This window comes from Pedobacter sp. BMA, assembly GCF_001027745.1.
GTDB lineage: Bacteria > Bacteroidota > Bacteroidia > Sphingobacteriales > Sphingobacteriaceae > Pedobacter.
The window spans coordinates 226097-244946 of record NZ_LECU01000002.1 but is presented as its reverse complement, the minus strand read 5'-3'; the positions used below and the strand labels follow the sequence as shown (position 1 = coordinate 244946).

General features: G+C 39.8%; 16 protein-coding genes. 12 read left to right on the top strand and 4 right to left on the bottom strand.

Going from position 1 to position 18850, the window contains the following annotated elements; translation table 11 throughout:
- Positions 1-149: 149 nt before the first annotated feature.
- The 5 genes from AB669_RS03465 (at position 150) to AB669_RS03445 (ending at position 5765) form a co-directional block, all read left to right on the top strand.
- The gene (locus tag AB669_RS03465) at positions 150-1868 is read left to right on the top strand and encodes an arylsulfatase (protein WP_047798060.1); all 1719 of its coding nucleotides are present in this window, start codon (positions 150-152) and stop codon (positions 1866-1868) included.
- A gap of 94 nt (positions 1869-1962) precedes the next feature.
- Complete coding sequence (locus AB669_RS03460) at positions 1963-2796, top strand: alpha/beta hydrolase family protein (protein WP_047797910.1); 834 nt, start codon at positions 1963-1965, stop codon at positions 2794-2796.
- Positions 2797-2937: 141 nt separating this feature from the next.
- Entirely contained in the window at positions 2938-3942 is a 1005-nt protein-coding gene (locus tag AB669_RS03455) for an LLM class flavin-dependent oxidoreductase (RefSeq protein WP_047797909.1), read from the top strand.
- Between the two features lie 159 nt (positions 3943-4101).
- Positions 4102-4554: a VOC family protein gene (locus tag AB669_RS03450; RefSeq protein WP_047797908.1), complete on the top strand. Its 453-nt coding sequence runs from the start codon at positions 4102-4104 to the stop codon at positions 4552-4554.
- A gap of 65 nt (positions 4555-4619) precedes the next feature.
- Positions 4620-5765 (top strand): serine hydrolase, encoded by a 1146-nt coding sequence (locus AB669_RS03445; protein ID WP_047797907.1) that lies wholly within the window; start codon positions 4620-4622, stop codon positions 5763-5765.
- 118 nt (positions 5766-5883) lie between these two features.
- On the opposite strand, the gene AB669_RS03440 is transcribed toward AB669_RS03445, so the two are convergent.
- Positions 5884-6105 (bottom strand): DUF3606 domain-containing protein, encoded by a 222-nt coding sequence (locus AB669_RS03440; RefSeq protein WP_197082324.1) that lies wholly within the window; start codon positions 6103-6105, stop codon positions 5884-5886.
- A gap of 310 nt (positions 6106-6415) precedes the next feature.
- Between AB669_RS03440 and AB669_RS03435 the strand changes: the two genes are divergently transcribed.
- The 5 genes from AB669_RS03435 (at position 6416) to AB669_RS03415 (ending at position 11522) form a co-directional block, all read left to right on the top strand.
- Entirely contained in the window at positions 6416-7627 is a 1212-nt protein-coding gene (locus AB669_RS03435; RefSeq protein WP_053058227.1) for a glycosyltransferase family 87 protein, read from the top strand.
- A gap of 123 nt (positions 7628-7750) precedes the next feature.
- The gene (ligD, locus tag AB669_RS03430) at positions 7751-10441 is read left to right on the top strand and encodes a DNA ligase D (RefSeq protein WP_047797905.1); all 2691 of its coding nucleotides are present in this window, start codon (positions 7751-7753) and stop codon (positions 10439-10441) included.
- A gap of 47 nt (positions 10442-10488) precedes the next feature.
- Complete coding sequence (locus AB669_RS03425) at positions 10489-10785, top strand: Dabb family protein (RefSeq protein WP_047797904.1); 297 nt, start codon at positions 10489-10491, stop codon at positions 10783-10785.
- A gap of 115 nt (positions 10786-10900) precedes the next feature.
- Positions 10901-11221: a hypothetical protein gene (locus AB669_RS03420; RefSeq protein WP_156166643.1), complete on the top strand. Its 321-nt coding sequence runs from the start codon at positions 10901-10903 to the stop codon at positions 11219-11221.
- A gap of 103 nt (positions 11222-11324) precedes the next feature.
- Positions 11325-11522: a hypothetical protein gene (locus tag AB669_RS03415; protein WP_047797902.1), complete on the top strand. Its 198-nt coding sequence runs from the start codon at positions 11325-11327 to the stop codon at positions 11520-11522.
- Positions 11523-11585: 63 nt separating this feature from the next.
- On the opposite strand, the gene AB669_RS03410 is transcribed toward AB669_RS03415, so the two are convergent.
- Positions 11586-13994 carry a TonB-dependent receptor gene (locus AB669_RS03410; RefSeq protein WP_047797901.1) on the bottom strand — a complete coding sequence of 803 codons (2409 nt, stop codon included), beginning with the start codon at positions 13992-13994 and terminating at the stop codon, positions 11586-11588.
- Positions 13995-14150: 156 nt separating this feature from the next.
- On the opposite strand from AB669_RS03410, the gene AB669_RS03405 reads away from it, so the two are divergent.
- On the top strand, positions 14151-15314 hold the full coding sequence (locus AB669_RS03405) for a DUF3095 domain-containing protein (protein ID WP_047797900.1): 1164 nt from the start codon (positions 14151-14153) through the stop codon (positions 15312-15314).
- Positions 15315-15324: 10 nt separating this feature from the next.
- Here the strand turns inward: AB669_RS03405 and AB669_RS03400 are convergent, their stop codons facing one another.
- Both AB669_RS03400 and mgrA read right to left on the bottom strand, forming a co-directional pair.
- Positions 15325-16266, bottom strand: coding sequence for a cation diffusion facilitator family transporter (locus tag AB669_RS03400; RefSeq protein WP_047797899.1), 942 nt, complete (start codon positions 16264-16266; stop codon positions 15325-15327).
- Between the two features lie 154 nt (positions 16267-16420).
- On the bottom strand, positions 16421-17410 hold the full coding sequence (gene mgrA / locus AB669_RS03395) for an L-glyceraldehyde 3-phosphate reductase (protein ID WP_047797898.1): 990 nt from the start codon (positions 17408-17410) through the stop codon (positions 16421-16423).
- Between the two features lie 219 nt (positions 17411-17629).
- Here mgrA and AB669_RS03390 point away from each other — a divergent pair, with 219 nt between their 5' ends.
- The gene (locus AB669_RS03390; protein WP_047797897.1) at positions 17630-18802 is read left to right on the top strand and encodes an aldose epimerase family protein; all 1173 of its coding nucleotides are present in this window, start codon (positions 17630-17632) and stop codon (positions 18800-18802) included.
- Positions 18803-18850: the final 48 nt, after the last annotated feature.

Here is an 18850-nt window from a genome sequence, read left to right as displayed (position 1 = left end):
TTGTTAATTGCTTTGCTATATAGGTATTCTGTTGGATAGTTCGACATTATTTCTTTGTAAAGATGAAAATTCGGAGATGATTATTCGCTGTAGTTTGAGCTATTAAAACGGTTTAGTTAGATTAGCGTTAAATTATGATAGATTCTGGCATGAAATCAACAAAGCTATTTTTTTTAACCCTTGCAGCAGTATCAGGTTCAGCGCTTGTTTTCCTGAGTGCATTTGATCAGCAATCAAAAAAGCAGAAGACAGAAGCTAAAGCCAGCCGGCCTAATATTGTGGTCATCCTTGCTGATGACATGGGATTTTCGGATGCCGGCTGTTATGGCGGTGAAATTAATACACCAAACCTGGATTATCTCGCCAACAACGGACTGCGTTACCGGGAATTTTATAATACATCGAGGTGTTGTCCTACAAGGGCATCATTGCTTACTGGTTTGTATAATCAACAGGCTGGAATAGGTAAGATGACGGAGGCAGAAGATGAGCCTGGCTATTTAGGAAGGTTAGCGGATAACTCCGTTACCCTTGCCGAGGTGTTAAAAACAGCGGGGTATCATACAGCTATGTCGGGAAAATGGCATGTGAGTAATACGATTGTGCAGAAAAATCCCAAGGATCAGCTAAGCTGGCTAAATCATCAAAAGGACTATGGCGATTTTTCACCCATCAACCAATATCCAACAAGCAGGGGCTTCGATCAGTTTTTCGGTACCATTTGGGGGGTGGTGGATTTCTTTGATCCTTTTAGTCTGGTAAGTGGCACAAAGCCTGTTAAAACGGTACCCAAAGATTATTATCAAACAGACGCTATTAATGATACCGCTGTTGCCTATATCAACTCCTGGAAAAAAACAGATAGACCATTCTTTTTGTACGTAGCGCAAAATGCGCCCCACTGGCCTTTGCAGGCTAAACCCGAGGATATTGCGAAATATAAAGATACTTATAAAGCCGGATGGGATTTGATTCGTGAAGCCCGTTATAAAAAGATGGTTAAGCTGGGGCTTATTGATTCGAACACCACCAAATTACCCAAACCCTTAGGGCGTACAGTTACCTGGGCTGATAATCCCGATCGGGTATGGGATGCAGAAGCGATGGCGGTGCATGCTGCTATGATCGACAGAATGGATCAGGGAATCGGAAGAATCATTGATGCACTTCGTAAAACAGGCAAACTTGATAACACGATTATTATTTTCCTTTCTGATAACGGCGCAAGTCCGGAAAACGCTGCTGCTTACGGACCAGGCTTTGACCGTCCCAGTGAAAGCCGTGGGGGTTCTCCCATTATTTACGCTACGCAGAAACAGGCTATGCCAGGGCCTCAAACGACCTATAGCTCTATAGGAAAAATATGGGCCAGTGTAGCGAATACACCATATCAATACGCTAAAGCTGAATCATTTGAAGGTGGAATACATACACCGATGATTGCTTTCTGGCCAAAAGGAATAAAAGGGAATAAAGGAAGCTTTAGTGATCAGCGGGGCCATGTGATGGATTTTATGAAAACTTTTGTGGAATTAGCCGGCGCGAAATATCCATCGAGCTATAAGGGTAATAAAATCATTCCTACCACCGGAGTGAGCTTGGTTCCCTCCTTTGAAGGTAAAGAAAATGCAGGACACGAAGTATTGTTCAATGAGCATTTTGGTGCGCAATATGCCAGATCAGGTAACTGGAAACTGGTTTCACTCAGCAACGACAGTACCTGGCATTTATTTGATTTGTCGAAAGACAAGTCGGAGGTAAACGACCTGGCAAAACAACTGCCTGAAAAAGTAAAGGAACTGGAGGTTTTGTGGAAAAACTGGGCGAATAACAACCAGGTATTTCCCAAACCTGCAAAATCAAAATAAGGCTATTTAAGGAAACAATAAAAAAAGGGAATGATTGATATCGTTCCCTTTTGGCATTTTATTTATATTGTGCAGCAAACATCTTATACATTCCATGAAAAGAAATCTGTTATCAGGAACATTGGGTTTATTGGCACTCGTATGGTGCAATATAGCGCTTGCAGCAACGGTAGATACTGTAGTTACCCGTAGCAAAGCCATGAAAAAAGATATTAAAGCTGTGGTAATTAAACCTGCAGGCTACAATACGGACCGAAAATTCCCTACACTTTACCTGCTACATGGCGCAGGAGGCAAGTATTCTGAGTGGGTAAGCAAAACGCCGGATAAGGAAACTGTAAAACGGCTTGCTGATCTTTACAATATGGTTGTGGTTTGCCCGGATGGAGGGGTAACCAGCTGGTATTTCGATGCCCCTGAAGACCCGACCTACAAATATGAAACCTATGTAGCCGGTGAACTGGTTGAATATATCGATAGTCATTATGCCACTATAAAAGACAGGAGCGGTAGGGCGATTACAGGTTTGAGCATGGGCGGCCATGGTGGTTTATATCTGGGTTTCAGGCACCAGGATGTTTTTGGAGCCTGCGGGAGCATGAGTGGTGGTGTAGATATCAGGCCCTTTCCGGAGAACTGGGAAATCGCGAAACGTTTAGGTAAATACAGCGAGCATCCGGAGCGATGGGAAGCGAACACGGTGATCAACCTGACACATTTAATTACACCAAATAAATTGGCGGTTATTATTGACTGCGGTTACAGTGATTTCTTTTATAAGGTTAATGTAGATCTGCACAACAAGCTGGTTGATAGAAATGTAGCGCATGATTTTATCGTAAGGCCGGGAGGTCATACCTGGGAATACTGGGGCAATGCTATTGCTTATCAAATGTTATTCTTTAACAATTACTTTGCGAAACGATAGTAATATAATGATGTGGAAGTTATCGTGTTTTGTCATGACAATCTTTTAATGTTGCCTTAGGGTCATTTGTGGCAATGAAATGTGGTATCCAGGATATCAAAAGATATTTTTGCGGAGTAGGTTTTAATACCTGCGCATACTATGGAAAACACTACATTAAAAAACATACCTTATTCTGTTCTTGATCTTGCTACTGTTTTAGAGGGATATACTGCTGCTGATACTTTTAAAACGAGCCTGGAGCTGGCTCAGCAGTCTGAATCCCTTGGTTATACACGTTACTGGTTCGCAGAGCATCACAACATGGCTGGAGTTGCCAGCTCAGCAACGCCTATCCTCATTGGTTATGTTGCCGGTGGTACCAGTCGAATCCGGGTAGGATCGGGTGGGATTATGTTACCCAACCATTCGCCCTTAATCGTTGCCGAGCAATTTGGAACGCTCGCATCCTTATATCCCAATCGTATAGATTTAGGATTAGGCAGGGCACCTGGCACGGATCAGGTTACTGCCATGGCCATAAGGGGTGAAAATTTTAATGCTGTGCACAGCTTTCCCCGGGATATCGACAAACTTCAACAGTTATTTTCTGCTGGCAATTCGCGCTCAAATGTGCGGGCAATCCCCGGTGAAGGGTTGGAGATTCCGATATGGGTGTTAGGATCAAGTACTGACAGCGCCTTGCTTGCCGCAGAAAAAGGCTTGCCTTACGCCTTTGCGAGTCATTTTGCGCCTACCTATTTTGAGCAGGCTATAGCCCTTTACAAAAGCCGTTTTAAACCTTCCATCTATATACAGGAACCCTATGTTATTGCCTGTGTGAATGTAGTAGCGGCCGATACAGATGCGGAAGCAGAACGGTTATCGAGTTCGGTTAAGCGCATGTTTTTAGGTGTGATTACCGGAAGACGTGAGCTATTAAAGCCTGCAATAGATCACCTGGATAGCCAGTGGGATCAAATGGAAAAAGAAGCCGTGATGCAGATGCTACATTATTCGTTCATTGGCAGCGCAAAAACTATCAAGCAGCAACTAAGTGATTTTATTGATCAGCATGGTGTGAATGAGGTGATGAGTACTTCGCATATATACGATCACGAGGCTAAGCTTCATTCAAATAAGTTGTTTGCCGGGGTTTTCAGTTAAGCTATTGATGGTTTCATAACCGATGGTTTTAATGACTGGGGGACCAGTTCCATTGTAATCCTGAAAGACACACAGGTCGCAAGAATCTAAATAATTGTACGTTCATAATTTATCGTTGATTTGATCTGTATTTTTCAGCAATTAATGCGATATTGAAGAATGAAAAAATATCTGATCATTCTCATATTTGGATTAACGGGATCTATCATGAATAAAACCATGGCACAGCAGACACCCGCAGTTTTAAACCACATTGCCGTATATGTTGGCGATTTGAAGAAATCAACTGATTTCTATGAAAGTTTGTTTAATCTCAAGATCATACCAGAGCCTTTCAAGGACGGAAAACATACGTGGTTTTCATTGGGTAATGGTTCGGCACTGCATTTGATTGAAGGGGCCAAATCGGGCCAGGTTTATGACCGAAATGATCACTTGTGTTTCAGTATCAGCTCCATAGAAGACTTTATAAAGAAGCTTCAAACGCAAAAGATTTCATATGGAGACTGGGGAGGCAAAACAGGTGCAATCAACGTGCGTGTTGATGGGGTAAAACAAATCTACTTTCAGGATCCTGACGGGCATTGGCTGGAGGTTAACAATGCAAGGTAAATTTTTAGGTACAGGCCTGCTTCCATAGGATTAAAGTTTATATTTAGGTTTTTATCCCATATTGTATGAAAAATCTGATTGTGCGACTTGCCATTCCTGCATTACTATTATTACTGATTGGTGGTGGTGCCGGGGCGCAGGAAAATAAATTAGAGACTGCTTTTGATTCCGTGATGCAAAAGTTTAGCGCTGTTGGCGCATCGGTTGCGGTAATAAAGGATGGTAAGGTTATTTACAACCATTCGTTTGGTTTGAAAGACCTTGATCGTAAAATACCTTTGGAAAACAGTGATATCTTTCGAATTGCATCAATATCCAAATCATTTTCTGCCACTTCCATCATGCAGCTTGTGGAAGCTGGTAAGTTATCTCTGGATGATGACTTCGGAGATTTAGTAGGCTTCAAAATCAGAAACCCAAAATACCCCGACGTGAAGATTACACTGAAGATGGCACTTTCCCATACCTCAAGTCTGAATGATTCGCAAGGTTACCTTAACCTGGATCTGATCAACCCTGCCAAAAATGCTGACTGGGCCAAATGTTATAATGAATATGAGCCCGGCACGAAGTTTAACTACTGTAACCTGAACTTCAATCTGATTGGAACTATTATAGAAAAGAAATCTGGTGAACGTTTTGATGCTTACGTTAAAAGTCATATTCTTAAACCGTTAGGTTTATACGGTGGTTACTGCATAGATTCACTCGATTCGGCGCGTTTCGTAAAGCTTTATGAATACCAGCCAGTTGCTAAAAGCTTCACAGAAGCAACTTCAGCTTATGCACCCAGGCGTACTGAGATTGGTAATTATGTAATGGGTTACTCAACTCCAATTTTTTCTCCGACAGGAGGAATGAAGATTTCGGCGGGCGATCTTGCCCGATATATGGTTATGCATATGAATTATGGAAAGACCGGGGGCGTTCGATTGATCTCCCGGAAGAGTGCACGTTTAATGCAAACCCCTTTATCTGCAGATGAGGATTATGGCCTGGCCTTGAGGGGCACCAAAACACTTATTCCCAACATTTCATTAATCGGGCATACCGGGTCAGCGTATGGATTGTATAGCACAATGTTCTTCGAACCTAAGCGAAAGTTTGGATTTGTAATTATCACCAATGGAATAAATGCCACCTACACAGGAGATTTTCCTGATTTCAGTCGCGCAGCGATTAATCTGCTCTATAACTATTTTGTAAAATAGTATTGATTGCATGCAAAAGAGATGTGTAAGGAATTTTAGGTAGTCGGGTGAGAGCGATGGAAGAAACGTTTTAGCGAAGGGGGAATAGAAAATATAAAAAGCTCTTTGAAAGAGCTTTTTATGCGTTTAGGAAATGCTGGTATGCAGTACCTGATTTAATTTTTTCCATTGCTAAATATTCCTTTAGTTGCAAAAATTCCATGCTTTGGATAGCCCTGATTGCAGACTTCAGTTTTTCGGTGCTTACACCTAATCTTGTTGCCCAATAATCGCGGTCTTTTTCATCTGCAATTTCAATGAATTCTTTTCTGGCATTCAGGGATTGAAGTGGATATTCCATGGGATTCATATTTAGTTATTAGTATTAAACATTAGTAAGGCTTAATTGTTTTGCTGATTATTATCTGTTTTTTTTTATTTCATCCAAAAAAATGGCAATAAACATTAAAAAGACTGACATTCAGTCGTTTTGCACGTATTTATAGCCGTTGTAAACGTAGATAACGCCACAAACACAATACAGTTGTAAATATAATCAATTGTAAATCGGTTCATTTGACTAAAGTCAATAACTTTGTAACACTTTCCTTACACAGTATTTTCATAATTAATTTTCAGATTGTATTATTGCTGTGTAATACTTTTTTTACATGCTAAATCATTTCCTAACCAAACCATTCGATGGATTGTCGCGTCGTAATTTTTACAAGGACAATCGCTTCGTACTTTTATTATGGGTCCTTGTCACCTTAATCTTTGTTATAGATTCATGGGCAACAAACCGTTTAAACAATTACCTCATTTTTGAAAATACCTTCAGAAATTTGCTTCATGAGCGGTCATTGTACGCTTTTTATCCCCAATATCACGGTGATGTTAATCACTATGGCCCGATCTTTAGTGTACTGATTTCACCTTTTGCCTTGATGCCAAACTGGCTCGGGCTATTGTTCTGGAATCTTTTTAATTGCTTTCTCTTGTTTAAGGCTATACAAACCTTACCCTTGAGTAAAAACAAAAAGGTCATCATAGGCTATATTGCTATACCTTGTCTGGTAGCTTCGATGTTGAATCAGCAATTTAATGCTGGAGCAGGGGCAATTATGATATTGAGTTATACCCAGTTTGAAAAACGAAACGGATTCTGGTCGGCCATGTGCATTGCGTTTGGTACATTTGTTAAACTATACGGCATTGTTGGGATAGTTGTATTCTTTTTTATTAAAAAGAAACCTGCATTTATCGGCTATCTTATACTGTGGTCTGCAGTGTTTTTTGTGCTTCCGATGATTTTTGCTTCTCCGGATTTCGTGGCTCATTCCTATATTGACTGGAAAAATGAACTGGTAAATAAGAATATTGCAAATATTGCAGGTGCCGCTACTGATATTTCTATTATGGGTTTTTTCAGGCGCTTGCTACATTATCCCGGCTTATCAAATATCATGTTTCTGGCAGTAGGAGCATTATTATTTATGTTTCCGTTTGCTTTTGTCAGCCGTTTTTCCAAGCGTAAGTTTCAGCTGTTGATTTTATCATCAGTGCTATTATTTCCTGTACTTTTCAGCACAGGGTCTGAAGACTGTACTTACATTATCTCTATTACAGGGGTTGGTATCTGGTATGTGCTTGAAAAGAATAAAGGACTAAAGCATGTACTCTTACCCATATTGCTTGTTGTAACCTGTAACATCCCACTATTGTGTTTTCCGCAGTTTGCAAAAGCAAATCCACTTTCACTATCCATGTTGAGTTTTCCATATTTTCTGGTTTGGCTAAGGGTGCTGTTTAGTGCCGTAAAAAGTCAGCATGAATTTGCTGATGAAATGGATGCCGGTATTTTGCCCAGGTTGGCCGAATAGTTTAAATCATTTATTTTTTTGAAGGTTTTAATGTCTGTGTCGATAGCAGGTGTTAAAACCTTTTTTGTTCAGGTCCTGTTTTACCCGTATTGTGATTAATATCAGGGACTAAAAACAGAACAGATGAGTCTTGAAAAATATAAAACCAAAAGGGATTTCTCCAAAACATCGGAGCCTGAAGCGGGAAAAAGTAAAGATAAAAACAAGTTACTTTTTGTAATTCAGAAACATGACGCCAGCAGACTACATTATGACTTCAGGCTGGAAATGGACGGGGTTTTAAAGAGTTGGGCTGTTCCAAAAGGCCCTTCTACCGATCCTAAGAATAAGCGTTTGGCGATGATGGTTGAAGATCATCCGTTTGATTACCGAAACTTTGAAGGATTAATCCCTAAAGGGGAGTATGGCGGCGGGACTGTAATTGTTTGGGATGAAGGAACCTATGAGCCCATTGAGGCAATCAAAGGTAAAAAGGCGCAGGAGAAACACCTCTTGAAACAGCTGGCAGAGGGATCAGTAAAAATTAAGCTTCATGGTAAGAAACTGGAGGGCGAGTTTGCCCTGGTTAAAACGCATGGAATGGGGGAAAATGGGTGGCTGTTAATTAAACATAAAGACGATTACGCCTCGGTTAAGGACATCACTAAGAAGGGTGAATCTGTACTTTCGGGAAAGACAATAGAAACCATGGCGAAGTCATCAGAGAAGGTATGGAAAGACGGCAAAGAACAGGAGATCAAAGAAAAGCCAGCAGAGCCCCGAAAAAGTGCTGCAAAGAAGAAGCCGGCAAGCATAAATAAAGATGATCTTAATACAAAGAAAATACTAAAGGATGCCCCTAAATCATCCATACCTACCGGGATAAAACCTATGCTAGCCACATTGGTTGATGCGCCATTTGATGATGATGAATGGCAATATGAAGTAAAATGGGACGGTTACAGGGCATTGTCTTTTATAGAGAAAGGAAAAGTTTCACTACTATCCCGCAACAACAAATCGTTTGACGATAAATTTTACCCGATTCATGATTTACTCGCCAAATGGGAAATTAATGCAGTTATCGACGGCGAGATTCTGGTGTTGAAAAAAAATGGCGTATCGGACTTTGGTGCGCTGCAGAACTGGCGAAGTGAAGCAGATGGTGAACTGGTGTATTATGTTTTCGATTTGCTTTGGTACGAAGGTAAGAACCTAATGGGTTTAACATTGATAGAGCGGCAGGCAATATTGAAGGATATACTGCCCTTAGACAGTGACCAGATCAGACTGGGCCAGGTTTTCAAGGCCAGTGGAGTAGAGTTTTTTGCTGCAGCAGAAAAAATGGGTTTAGAAGGAATTATTGCTAAAAAAACAAGCAGTACTTATGTTGCAGACCGCAGATCGAAGGACTGGCTTAAAATTAAAGTGAGTAAGCGTCAGGAGGTGGTTATTGCGGGGTATACTACCAATGCAGATAGTCCTAAAACCTTTAGTTCTCTATTATTAGGCGTATATGATCAAAAGAATCTGAGTTATGTAGGCAAGGTAGGAACTGGCTTTTCAGATGCCGATCAAAAGGAAATGATGAAACTGTTTAAGCCGCTGGAAACTGAAAAGTTGCCTTTCAGTGAATTGCCTGATGTAAATAAACCATCTCGTTTTAGACCTAACCCTCCAAATGCAAAAGCAACATGGCTGAAGCCTCAGCTGGTATGCGAAGTCGCGTTTACTGAAGTTACCGAAGATGGCGTATTCAGGCATCCATCTTTTAAAGGTATGCGTACCGATAAAGCGGCAAAAGATGTAGTTAGAGAGAAAGAAGTTCCTGTAGGCCAGATCATGAATGAGGTAGATGCAAAACACGATTCGGCGATAAAACCACCAAAGGAAAAAGGGGGAAAAACACTTTTAAACCCAAAGGATGAAACGCAGGTTAGAAAAGTGAAGGGACATGAGCTAAAGTTTACGCACCTGAGTAAAGTTTACTGGCCAGGGGACAAGGTGACGAAACGGGATATGTTTAACTATTACTACCAGGTGTCGGATTATATATTACCTTATCTAAAGGACAGGCCACAGTCTTTGAACCGTTTTCCGAGCGGAATTCACGGAAAAAGTTTTTATCAAAAAGACGTTAAAGGTAAAGCTCCGGACTGGGCTAAAACCTTTCCCTATGAAAACGGTGAGGGTGAAAAGAAAGAGTATCTGGTTGGTACGGATGAAGCTTCATTACTTTGGATGGCCAGTTTAGGTTGTATTGAAATGAATCCCTGGTTCAGCAGAATTCAAAGTCCTGATCATCCTGATTATTGTGTAATTGATCTGGACCCGGATAAGCATACCTTTGACCAGGTAATTACGGCAGCTCTGGAAACGAAAAAGATTCTGGATGCCATTGAAGTTCCGGGCTTTTGTAAAACTTCGGGCTCAACCGGAATGCATATTTATATTCCACTTGATGCGAAGTATACCTACGAACAAAGCCAGATGTTCGCGAAGATTATTGTAAATCTGGTACACCAGCAAATTCCATCTTTTACTTCATTAGAGCGGATGATTTCTGCACGTAAAGGTAAAATGTATCTGGATTTTCTTCAAAACAGACCTGGAGCAACCATTGCAGGCCCATATTCCCTTAGACCAAAAGAAGGGGCTACAGTTTCTATGCCGTTACATTGGGATGAAGTGAAACCCGGATTAAAAATGAAAGATTTTAATATCGTCAATACGCTCGAACGTTTGAAAGCTGAGGGTGATTTATTTAAAGGAGTTCTAGGAAAAGGAATAGATTTAAAAAAAGCCATCAATAAAGCAAAAACAGTATTCGGTTAGGGAGGTTCGAATGTTTGCTTTCATTATCTTTGGCAAAAAAATATATTATGATAGCTCACCACGTATTATTCTGGCTTAAAGCCGATATCACTGAAGAACAGAAAGCAGCTTTTCGTGCTAGCTTACAGACCCTGGAAGACATTGAAGTTGTTAAAACGTTCCATATCGGAACACCTGCACCTATAGAACGCGCAGTTGTAGATACTACATATACCTTTAGTTTGATTCTAATTTTTGAAGATCTTGCTGCTCATGATGTGTATCAGGTACATCCATTACATAAAGCATTTCTGGATGAATTTAAACAGTACTTCGAAAACGTAATTATTTACGATGCACATTAAAACTTAAGCCGGACTCATCATCCGGTTTTTTTTATAAATGTTTAGATAATTATTTGGAATTATTCTAAATAGTATGATATTTGCTTTAATCTGTTTAATTGCAAAATCATCACTTATGTGCCAAACCACAGTACTTAGCCAAAATGATAATATCACCATTGCCCAGTGCAACAATTGTAAAGTTCTGAATATCTGGCGTGCCGGTGTGCTTATGAATTTTTCTTTTGACCAGTTTGAGGTTTTTTATCAATCTACCAAAAAGTTAAGCTTCGACGATTATCTCGAAAACAGACCAGACGGGAAAGAGGTGGTGATTCTTTCTACACCATTACCGGATATCAGTTTAGTGTTTACCAGATATGAATGGGAAGAGTTTTTTCATAAAGTAGATGAGGCGCTGTACATGAGGCGTATTTACGAAATGGTTCATTTCTAAATCAGGAATTTGACTTTTATTAATACTTAGTTTTAAGTATTCTGCAGTTACCTGAAACCGAAAGATTTGAGAATGCGTAAATAAGTTTCTAAACGCATATCTCATGGAAAAACATGCTAAACTAATTAAAAGATCTTCGGCCAACCGGATGCTATTGGAAAATATTAAAGTTGGCGACTTTGTAGCGGATGAGTATGGCAGATCCGGCAAGGTCAACAATATTGAAAAGGTTGACTATCCAAGGGAATCGCATTATTATTTCTACCTGGGGAAATCAGGAACCATTTTTATCATTGCGTAAGTTGTACTTACAAAAAAGCCCGAAATCATTGCTGATTCCGGGCTTTCGTTTTTGAGAGTGTACTTAGAACTTATACGATAATGTGGTTACGAACTGACGAGGGGGAATGGGGTTCACGCTGTAGTTTTCGTGAACATAGTAATTCAATTCATTCGTAAGATTTGATATTTTTGCAAGCAGTGATAATCTTTTCCAGGTATAACCCGCACTAATATCCAAGGTTGTAAATGGAGTCAAAGGAATGAGGCCGGTGGTTGTTCCATTTTTGTTCTGGTTCCTACCACCAAAGCGGTCGCCTGTGTAAATTGCTGTAGCACCTAATTTTAAGCCTTTTACCACCCCATTTTGAATGGTATAGAAAACCGTTGCATTTGCTTTATTTTTTACTGTTCCAACTACTCTGTCTCCTTCAATAATACCAGTACCTGGTAATGTGCTTAAATAACGGTAATAGTTGTAACTGTAGCCGGCTAGGAAGTTTAAGCCTGCTGTAATTGTTCCGCTTAAGTCAAGCTCAACGCCGTCACTGGCTGTTTTCCCAGTAAATTCTTTTATAGTAGCATCCGCATTGGCAGTCCCATCTTGCTTGAATAATGCTGTTTGAGCGAAGTTGCTATTTAGGATTCTGTAAACAGTAACATTAGCTGTAAGTTTTCCTTCAAGAAAGTCATTTTTAATACCAGCTTCATATTGATCAATAATCGAAGGTCTCATTGGCGCGAGATAAATATCCGTCCCAGAGTTAGATGTAAAGTTATTCGCATAACTTACATATACAGATGTGCTTTTCAATGGTTCATAAACTAAACCAAACTTTGGAGAAAATGCCTTATCAATTTTATCTACAGTAGTACTTGCTGTTGTTATGCCAGTAGCAGCGGCGGTTGTTTGCGTTGACGGTGTTTTTTGAAATGTCCATCGAACACCTGCGAGAATTTTAAATTTTTCAGTTATGCTTACCAAATCCTGAACAAATGCGCCCATTCTAAAAATTGGTGCAAAAGTAGATGCAGCAGATACAGCATTGGGTTCTAAGCCAGATCCATAATACGTAGATGGGTCGAGGATGTTGAAATTGCCATAATTAAAGGCAGTTGCTCCGTTGTAAGTCCAATTAGCTGCAGACGTCGATCTCGACTGATCAGCATCTGCACCTACTAAAAGGGTATGTGATATACCAACAGTTGTGAATTTACCATTTAAGTTTACCTGTTCGTTATATGTAAATTCTTTGGATTTCGATCGAGTTACATTCCTGGCCGCTATTCCGTTTGCAGTAGTTGCGAAAGGCCGTTCTGCGCTGAAATAATTTCTATTGTAAGATTGAAACGAACCAACTACATTTAACTTCCAATTCTCATTGAACTTATGATTAAAATTTAGTTGCGTTGTTGCAGTATTGGTTTTGTTATATGCCCATGGCGCGTTAAGGTAAGCTTTTCTGCTAATATCCGGGATAGCATTGGCTACTGTTCCAATCCCGAAATCTGGTGTGAAATCGCTTTTTAAGTAATCTCCTTGAAGCAAGAAGTCGGTATTATCACTAATTTTGTATAATAATGAAGGATTGATATAAAATCTTTTAGTTTTTACATCATCTCTGTAGCTTTTGGCATTTTCGTAAGTTCCAATCACACGAAATGCCAGTTTCTTAGAAACGGGTCCATAAAAATCGATTGTTGGCTTATACAGATCATAGCTGCCTACACGCATTGATACTTCACCACCATATTCGAATTTTGGTTTTTTAGTAATCATATTAATAATCGCTCCGCCGGTAACTCCACCATACAACAATGCGGAACTTCCCTTCAATACTTCAACAGACTCTAAAGTGCTTACCTCTGGTGTTCCACCTGAAGACGTACGCGCTCCATTCTTTAGTAGATTATTTCCTCCAAGACTGTAGCCACGTGCAACAAATGTTTCGCCACTTACGCCTCCACGATTTTCGGAATACGCCACTCCATTTACATTTGCCAGAACGTCACTTAACCGTAATGCTTGCTGGTCAGTGATTATCTGACTGTTCACGATCTGAACAGATTGGGGTAAATCTTTTGGTGCAATAGCAATCTTGCCCAAGGTAACAGGCTTCTTATTAGGTGTTCTGTACCCATTAACGGCAACTTCATCTAACTGAGACAAAGATTCGACAGTTGTGAAGCTAACCTGAGCTACCTGACCGGCAGTAATATTGACCTGCTTTTCCTGGACAGACAAACCGATAGCTGAGATTTTGATAGTATAATCACCAGGATTGATATTTTTAATTGTAAAATTACCCTTTTCATCTGTTTGGGAAGTTTTGTTTGTGTTTTTTAAACCTACACTCACAAAAGGAGCAGGGCTTCCATCACTGGTTTTGATTGATCCGGACACCGAACCATATTTGGATTGTGCAAGAGCGGAAGCGGTAAATAACATTGCGACAGCCAGCACAGAAAAAAAATGGGTAATTTTTTTGTACATAATTATTTAGATTAATTCTTAGTTGGCGCAAAGGAATGACATTAAAACCGTATTAGCAAAATTATTTTTATTAATTCTAAATAAGCTTTAATGTAATGGCAGTTATTATAGATACTTTAATCAATTCACTTCGTATATTGTTATAATCTATAATAGATGAAAGCTCATACAGAACACTTTTATTCGAATCTACACATTAGTAAATTGCCTTTGCATGAATTATTGCTTAGGAAGCAACTGTTTAATGATATCCCTGCAGATTGGCATGTGATTATTACTGATATTAAAAGCTCAACGATAGCTGTTAATTCAGGTTTGCATGAAACGGTCAATTTAATTGCCACAGGTAGTATGGTCACAGTCTTAAACATTGCTTTCAAAGCGAATATTTCCATACCATTTTTCTTTGGCGGCGATGGTGCAACCTTTTTGGTACCCGATGCTATAGTTGATAAAGCATTGAAAGGTTTATCTCAATATAAGGCAAATACACTCAATAATTTTAATCTTGATCTACGGGTTGGTGTAATCTCAGTTAAGGAGATTTACGACAAAGCACATCGCTTAAGTATCAGTAGATTCAGCGCCTCTGATAATTTTGTGATACCTGTAATTTTGGGGGATGGTTTGGAGTACGCGGAGAAACAGATTAAAGGAGAAGATTATCTGCTTGCTGCAAAGGAATATGGAGCCGAAGACATTGATCTCACTGGCATGCAATGCAGGTGGGACAAAATTGCACCTCCTGAGAATATGGAAGAAGTAGTGACTTTAATTGTTATTGCGAAACAGGGAAGGGACCAGGCGTCAGCCTTTAGCAGAGTGATCAAACATATCGATCAGATTTATGGTACCCCGGAAAAAAGACAGCCCATTAGTATTCCTAAACTTATATTTAAAACCAGTTTCAATAACTTAGGTAGAGAAATGCGACACCGCATAGGCAAGCTTAAATGGTTAGAACTGATCAAAACCTGGTTTATAAATATTTACGGTTATATCTATTTTAGAACAGACAGCGGAAAGAAGTATTTGAAACAACTTGTTGAAATGTCGGATACGCTTGTAATGGATGGACGAATCAATACGGTAATCACAGGTTCAGAGGAACAACGTTTAAGGCTTCAGACTGCCTTAAATATTCTGGAGCAAAAGAACGAAATTTTATACGGTTTGTACGTAAGCAAAGAATCAGTAATGTCATGTTATGTAAGGGACCTTGAGGATGATCATATTCATTTTGTTGATGGTAGTGATGGCGGCTACACACGTGCAGCGGCCTTACTGAAGCAAAAAATAAGGGAAGGTAGGGTAATCTGAGTTAAAGGTACTATTTCAGGTAAATGTCGCCCGACTCTGCCTTTTCAGGAACATTTACCGACTGTGGCTGAATGATAACGAACTTGATAATGTCATATTCGAGTTTGATTTTACCCCTTAACCTGTCGATCGCTGTGGTGATTTCTTCAGTGCGGAGGTCGGCTCGGAATGTAAGTATGAGTACCAGAAGCACCTCACGCGGGGACTGATAGGTAGAGAGCAAGCTTTTGAGTTCAATCACATCCTGATCAGCCTGTACAAGCTCTTTCAGTTTCTGCTGGGTTTCGGGTGTTAAACCTTCTCCCATTAAAAGGCTTCTGCTCTCTCTTGCCAGGATGAAAGATACGAAAATTAAAAGTGTACCGACCAAAACCGAAGCCAACCCATCCAAAACCGGCATATTGAGGTTGTGGCTTAATACCATGAAAACAAATACAATGACGAGGCCTAAAACAGCAGCCCCATCTTCAAATAACACCAGAAAACCTGAAGGATCTTTACTTTTAATAATGGCTTTCCACCAGGGCAGGCCTTTTCGGGTTTTATCAAATTCCCTGATGGCGATGATTAGCGACACGCCTTCGAAAACAAATGAAAGGGCAAGCACCAGATAATTCCATATTGGATTAACCAGATTTTCCGGGTGGCGCATATGCGTGATCCCCTGTGAGATAGAAACTACCCCGCCTAAACCGAAAATCATAATGGAAACGATAAATGACCAGAAATACAATTCCTTACCATAGCCAAATGGGCGGTATTTATCGGGCGGTTTAACACTTCGTTTTAAACCATACAACAGCAAAATCTGGTTGCTGGTGTCAACCGTGGAGTGAATACCTTCCGCAATCATGGATGAACTATTGGTAAAAGCTCCCGCAATGAATTTAGTAACTGCGATCAGGAGGTTTGCCGCTAAAGCGCTATAGATGGACTTGTTGGCTCTTGCCATATTAAGAATGAAAGATTTTACTTCTTAAACGAAATTGTACTGATTTGGTTTTGGATGTATGAAACCAAATGAACAATTTGTGGCAGCAAATGAGGTGTACTACTGAATTCAAATGAAAAGTGAATTCAGTAGTACGGGAAGAATTCAAAAAGATTTATTTCAATATTTCATTGATTAATCTGATCTCTTCATCGCTAAAAATGATATTATCTAATGCCTTTATAGAATCGGTGATTTGATCTGGCTTACTGGCGCCAATAAGTACGGTGGTGATCCGGTCGTCTTTTAAGATCCATGAAAGGGCCATGTGAGCCAGTTTTTGTCCCCGTGACTGTGCCACGTCATTTAACTTCGCAATCGTCGCAATTTTTTCGGGGGTGATATTACTCTCTTTTAAGAAAACTCCACTTGTAGCCACGCGCGAATCAGATGGAATGCCATGAAGATATTTATCTGTAAGAAGTCCCTGCGCAAGAGGAGAGAAAGGAATACAGCCAACGCCATTCTCTCTTAACACGTCGAGCAACCCATCTTCCACCCATCTTTCAAACATCGAATACTTCGGCTGATGGATTAGGCAGGGTGTTCCGTTTGCTTCTAATATTTTTATTGCTTTTTCGGCTTCGGGGGCTCTGTAATTAGAAATGCCTACATAAAGTGCCTTGCCCTGTTGTACAAGTAGACTTAATGCACCCATCGTTTCTTCAAGAGGTGTTTCAGGATCGGGACGATGATGATAAAAGATGTCTACATAATCCAGTTTCATCCGTTTTAAACTTTGGTCGAGACTCGACACAAGGTATTTTTTAGATCCCCAGTCTCCATAAGGGCCATCCCACATGGTGTATCCGGCTTTGCTTGAAATGATCATTTCATCTCTGTAACCATTAAAATCATCCTTCAGGATCCTCCCGAATACTTCTTCTGCCGAGCCTGGGGGAGGCCCATAATTGTTAGCAAGATCGAAATGCGTAATGCCGTTATTAAATGCAGTATAAATTAAGTTTTTGCTGTTTTCGTATACATTTACATGTCCGAAGTTGTGCCATAAGCCTAAGGACACTGCTGGAAGCTTTAATCCGCTGTTTCCACAACGACGATAAATCATCTTTTCGTAGCGGTTATCTGAGATATTCTTGTTCATTATTGATGTTGATTCGAAGGCAAATTAGAAAGTTTATGTTAAAACTGCAATATAAAATAACTAACCATTTTGCAGATCGCTTATATACTACAGAAATCATCTTGAAATGATATGTTGCGACCTGTGCCAGTCAGCTTGGTAAAACGTTTTATTTGTAAACTTGACACTTATTCCTATATTTAAAAATTAAATAATACCCTACACCAAATATCAGTACATATGAAATTTAAATCTCTAGCCAGTTTAGGCGCTATTGCAGCGATCGGATTTACATCCTGCCAGTCTGAAACCAAAAAAAGCACTACAACAGACAGTTCCAATACGAAGAAAACAGCAGTGGTGAAATTAATTGCCGATTCCTTTAAAAAAGAAATTGATGGTAAGCAAGTTGCACTTTATACTTTGAAGAATAAGCATGATGCTGAAGCCACATTTACAAACTACGGTGGCCGTTTGGTAAGTTTGATTGTACCAGGAAAAGATGGTAAACCTGTAGACGTGGTTGTCGGCTTTAAAAGTGTTGGTGATTATGAAAAAGCAACAGAACCTTATTTTGGTGCAACCATTGGCAGGTTTGGAAACAGGATTGCCAAAGGTAAGTTTACTTTGGAAGGAAAAACCTACTCTTTATTTACCAATAACGGCCAGAATACCTTACACGGAGGTAAAAAAGGTTATCAGTACGTTGTTTGGGATGCGAGTCAGCCGAATACAAATACATTGGTGTTGCATTATCTTTCAAAAGATGGCGACGAAAACTTTCCTGGGAACCTGGATGTAAAGGTGACCTACACGTTGACCGATGATAACGAATTAAAAATGGACTACGAAGCCAAAACCGACAAAACTACAGTGGTGAATTTAACCAATCATGCTTTTTTTAATCTAAACGGAGATGGAAGCGGCACCATTTTAAATCATGAAGCTCAGATTTTTGCTGATGAATACACACCGGTTGATTCTACATTAATCCCTACTGGAAAAATTGAAAAAGTGACCGGAACGCCATTTGATTTTACTAAGCCCCTCACTATTGGTGCGCGCATTGAAGATCAAAATGAGCAGCTAAAATTTGGCAAGGGCTATGATCATAATTATGTATTAAATAAAACGAAAGGAATGGGCATGTTTCATGCAGCTAAAATCAAAGGTGATGTATCCGGTATTGTAATGGATATTTATACACAGGAGCCTGGCTTACAATTTTACAGCGGTAATTTTATGCAAAGTAAAAATACATTTAAAACAGGAGCGAAAGATGATTTCAGGACTGCTATTGCCGTTGAAACGCAGCATTTCCCTGATTCGCCAAATCAACCCGGTTTTCCTACTACAGTATTAAAACCAGGTCAGGTATATAAAACGAGCTCTATATATAAATTTTCAAAATAGTACAGGCTGGTAAAATGGAAAAGGCTTCTGGGAAAATCAGAAGCCTTT

Excerpts from the sequence above, each read along its gene's own strand:
- AB669_RS03465 (WP_047798060.1), top strand. The coding sequence starts at position 150 with ATGAAATCAACAAAGCTATTTTTTTTAACCCTTGCAGCAGTATCAGGT.
- AB669_RS03460 (WP_047797910.1), top strand. The coding sequence starts at position 1,963 with ATGAAAAGAAATCTGTTATCAGGAACATTGGGTTTATTGGCACTCGTA.
- AB669_RS03455 (WP_047797909.1), top strand. The coding sequence starts at position 2,938 with ATGGAAAACACTACATTAAAAAACATACCTTATTCTGTTCTTGATCTT.
- AB669_RS03450 (WP_047797908.1), top strand. The coding sequence starts at position 4,102 with ATGAAAAAATATCTGATCATTCTCATATTTGGATTAACGGGATCTATC.
- AB669_RS03445 (WP_047797907.1), top strand. The coding sequence starts at position 4,620 with ATGAAAAATCTGATTGTGCGACTTGCCATTCCTGCATTACTATTATTA.
- AB669_RS03440 (WP_197082324.1), bottom strand. The coding sequence starts at position 6,105 with ATGGAATATCCACTTCAATCCCTGAATGCCAGAAAAGAATTCATTGAA.
- AB669_RS03435 (WP_053058227.1), top strand. The coding sequence starts at position 6,416 with ATGCTAAATCATTTCCTAACCAAACCATTCGATGGATTGTCGCGTCGT.
- ligD (WP_047797905.1), top strand. The coding sequence starts at position 7,751 with ATGAGTCTTGAAAAATATAAAACCAAAAGGGATTTCTCCAAAACATCG.
- AB669_RS03425 (WP_047797904.1), top strand. The coding sequence starts at position 10,489 with ATGATAGCTCACCACGTATTATTCTGGCTTAAAGCCGATATCACTGAA.
- AB669_RS03420 (WP_156166643.1), top strand. The coding sequence starts at position 10,901 with ATGTGCCAAACCACAGTACTTAGCCAAAATGATAATATCACCATTGCC.
- AB669_RS03415 (WP_047797902.1), top strand. The coding sequence starts at position 11,325 with ATGGAAAAACATGCTAAACTAATTAAAAGATCTTCGGCCAACCGGATG.
- AB669_RS03410 (WP_047797901.1), bottom strand. The coding sequence starts at position 13,994 with ATGTACAAAAAAATTACCCATTTTTTTTCTGTGCTGGCTGTCGCAATG.
- AB669_RS03405 (WP_047797900.1), top strand. The coding sequence starts at position 14,151 with ATGAAAGCTCATACAGAACACTTTTATTCGAATCTACACATTAGTAAA.
- AB669_RS03400 (WP_047797899.1), bottom strand. The coding sequence starts at position 16,266 with ATGGCAAGAGCCAACAAGTCCATCTATAGCGCTTTAGCGGCAAACCTC.
- mgrA (WP_047797898.1), bottom strand. The coding sequence starts at position 17,410 with ATGAACAAGAATATCTCAGATAACCGCTACGAAAAGATGATTTATCGT.
- AB669_RS03390 (WP_047797897.1), top strand. The coding sequence starts at position 17,630 with ATGAAATTTAAATCTCTAGCCAGTTTAGGCGCTATTGCAGCGATCGGA.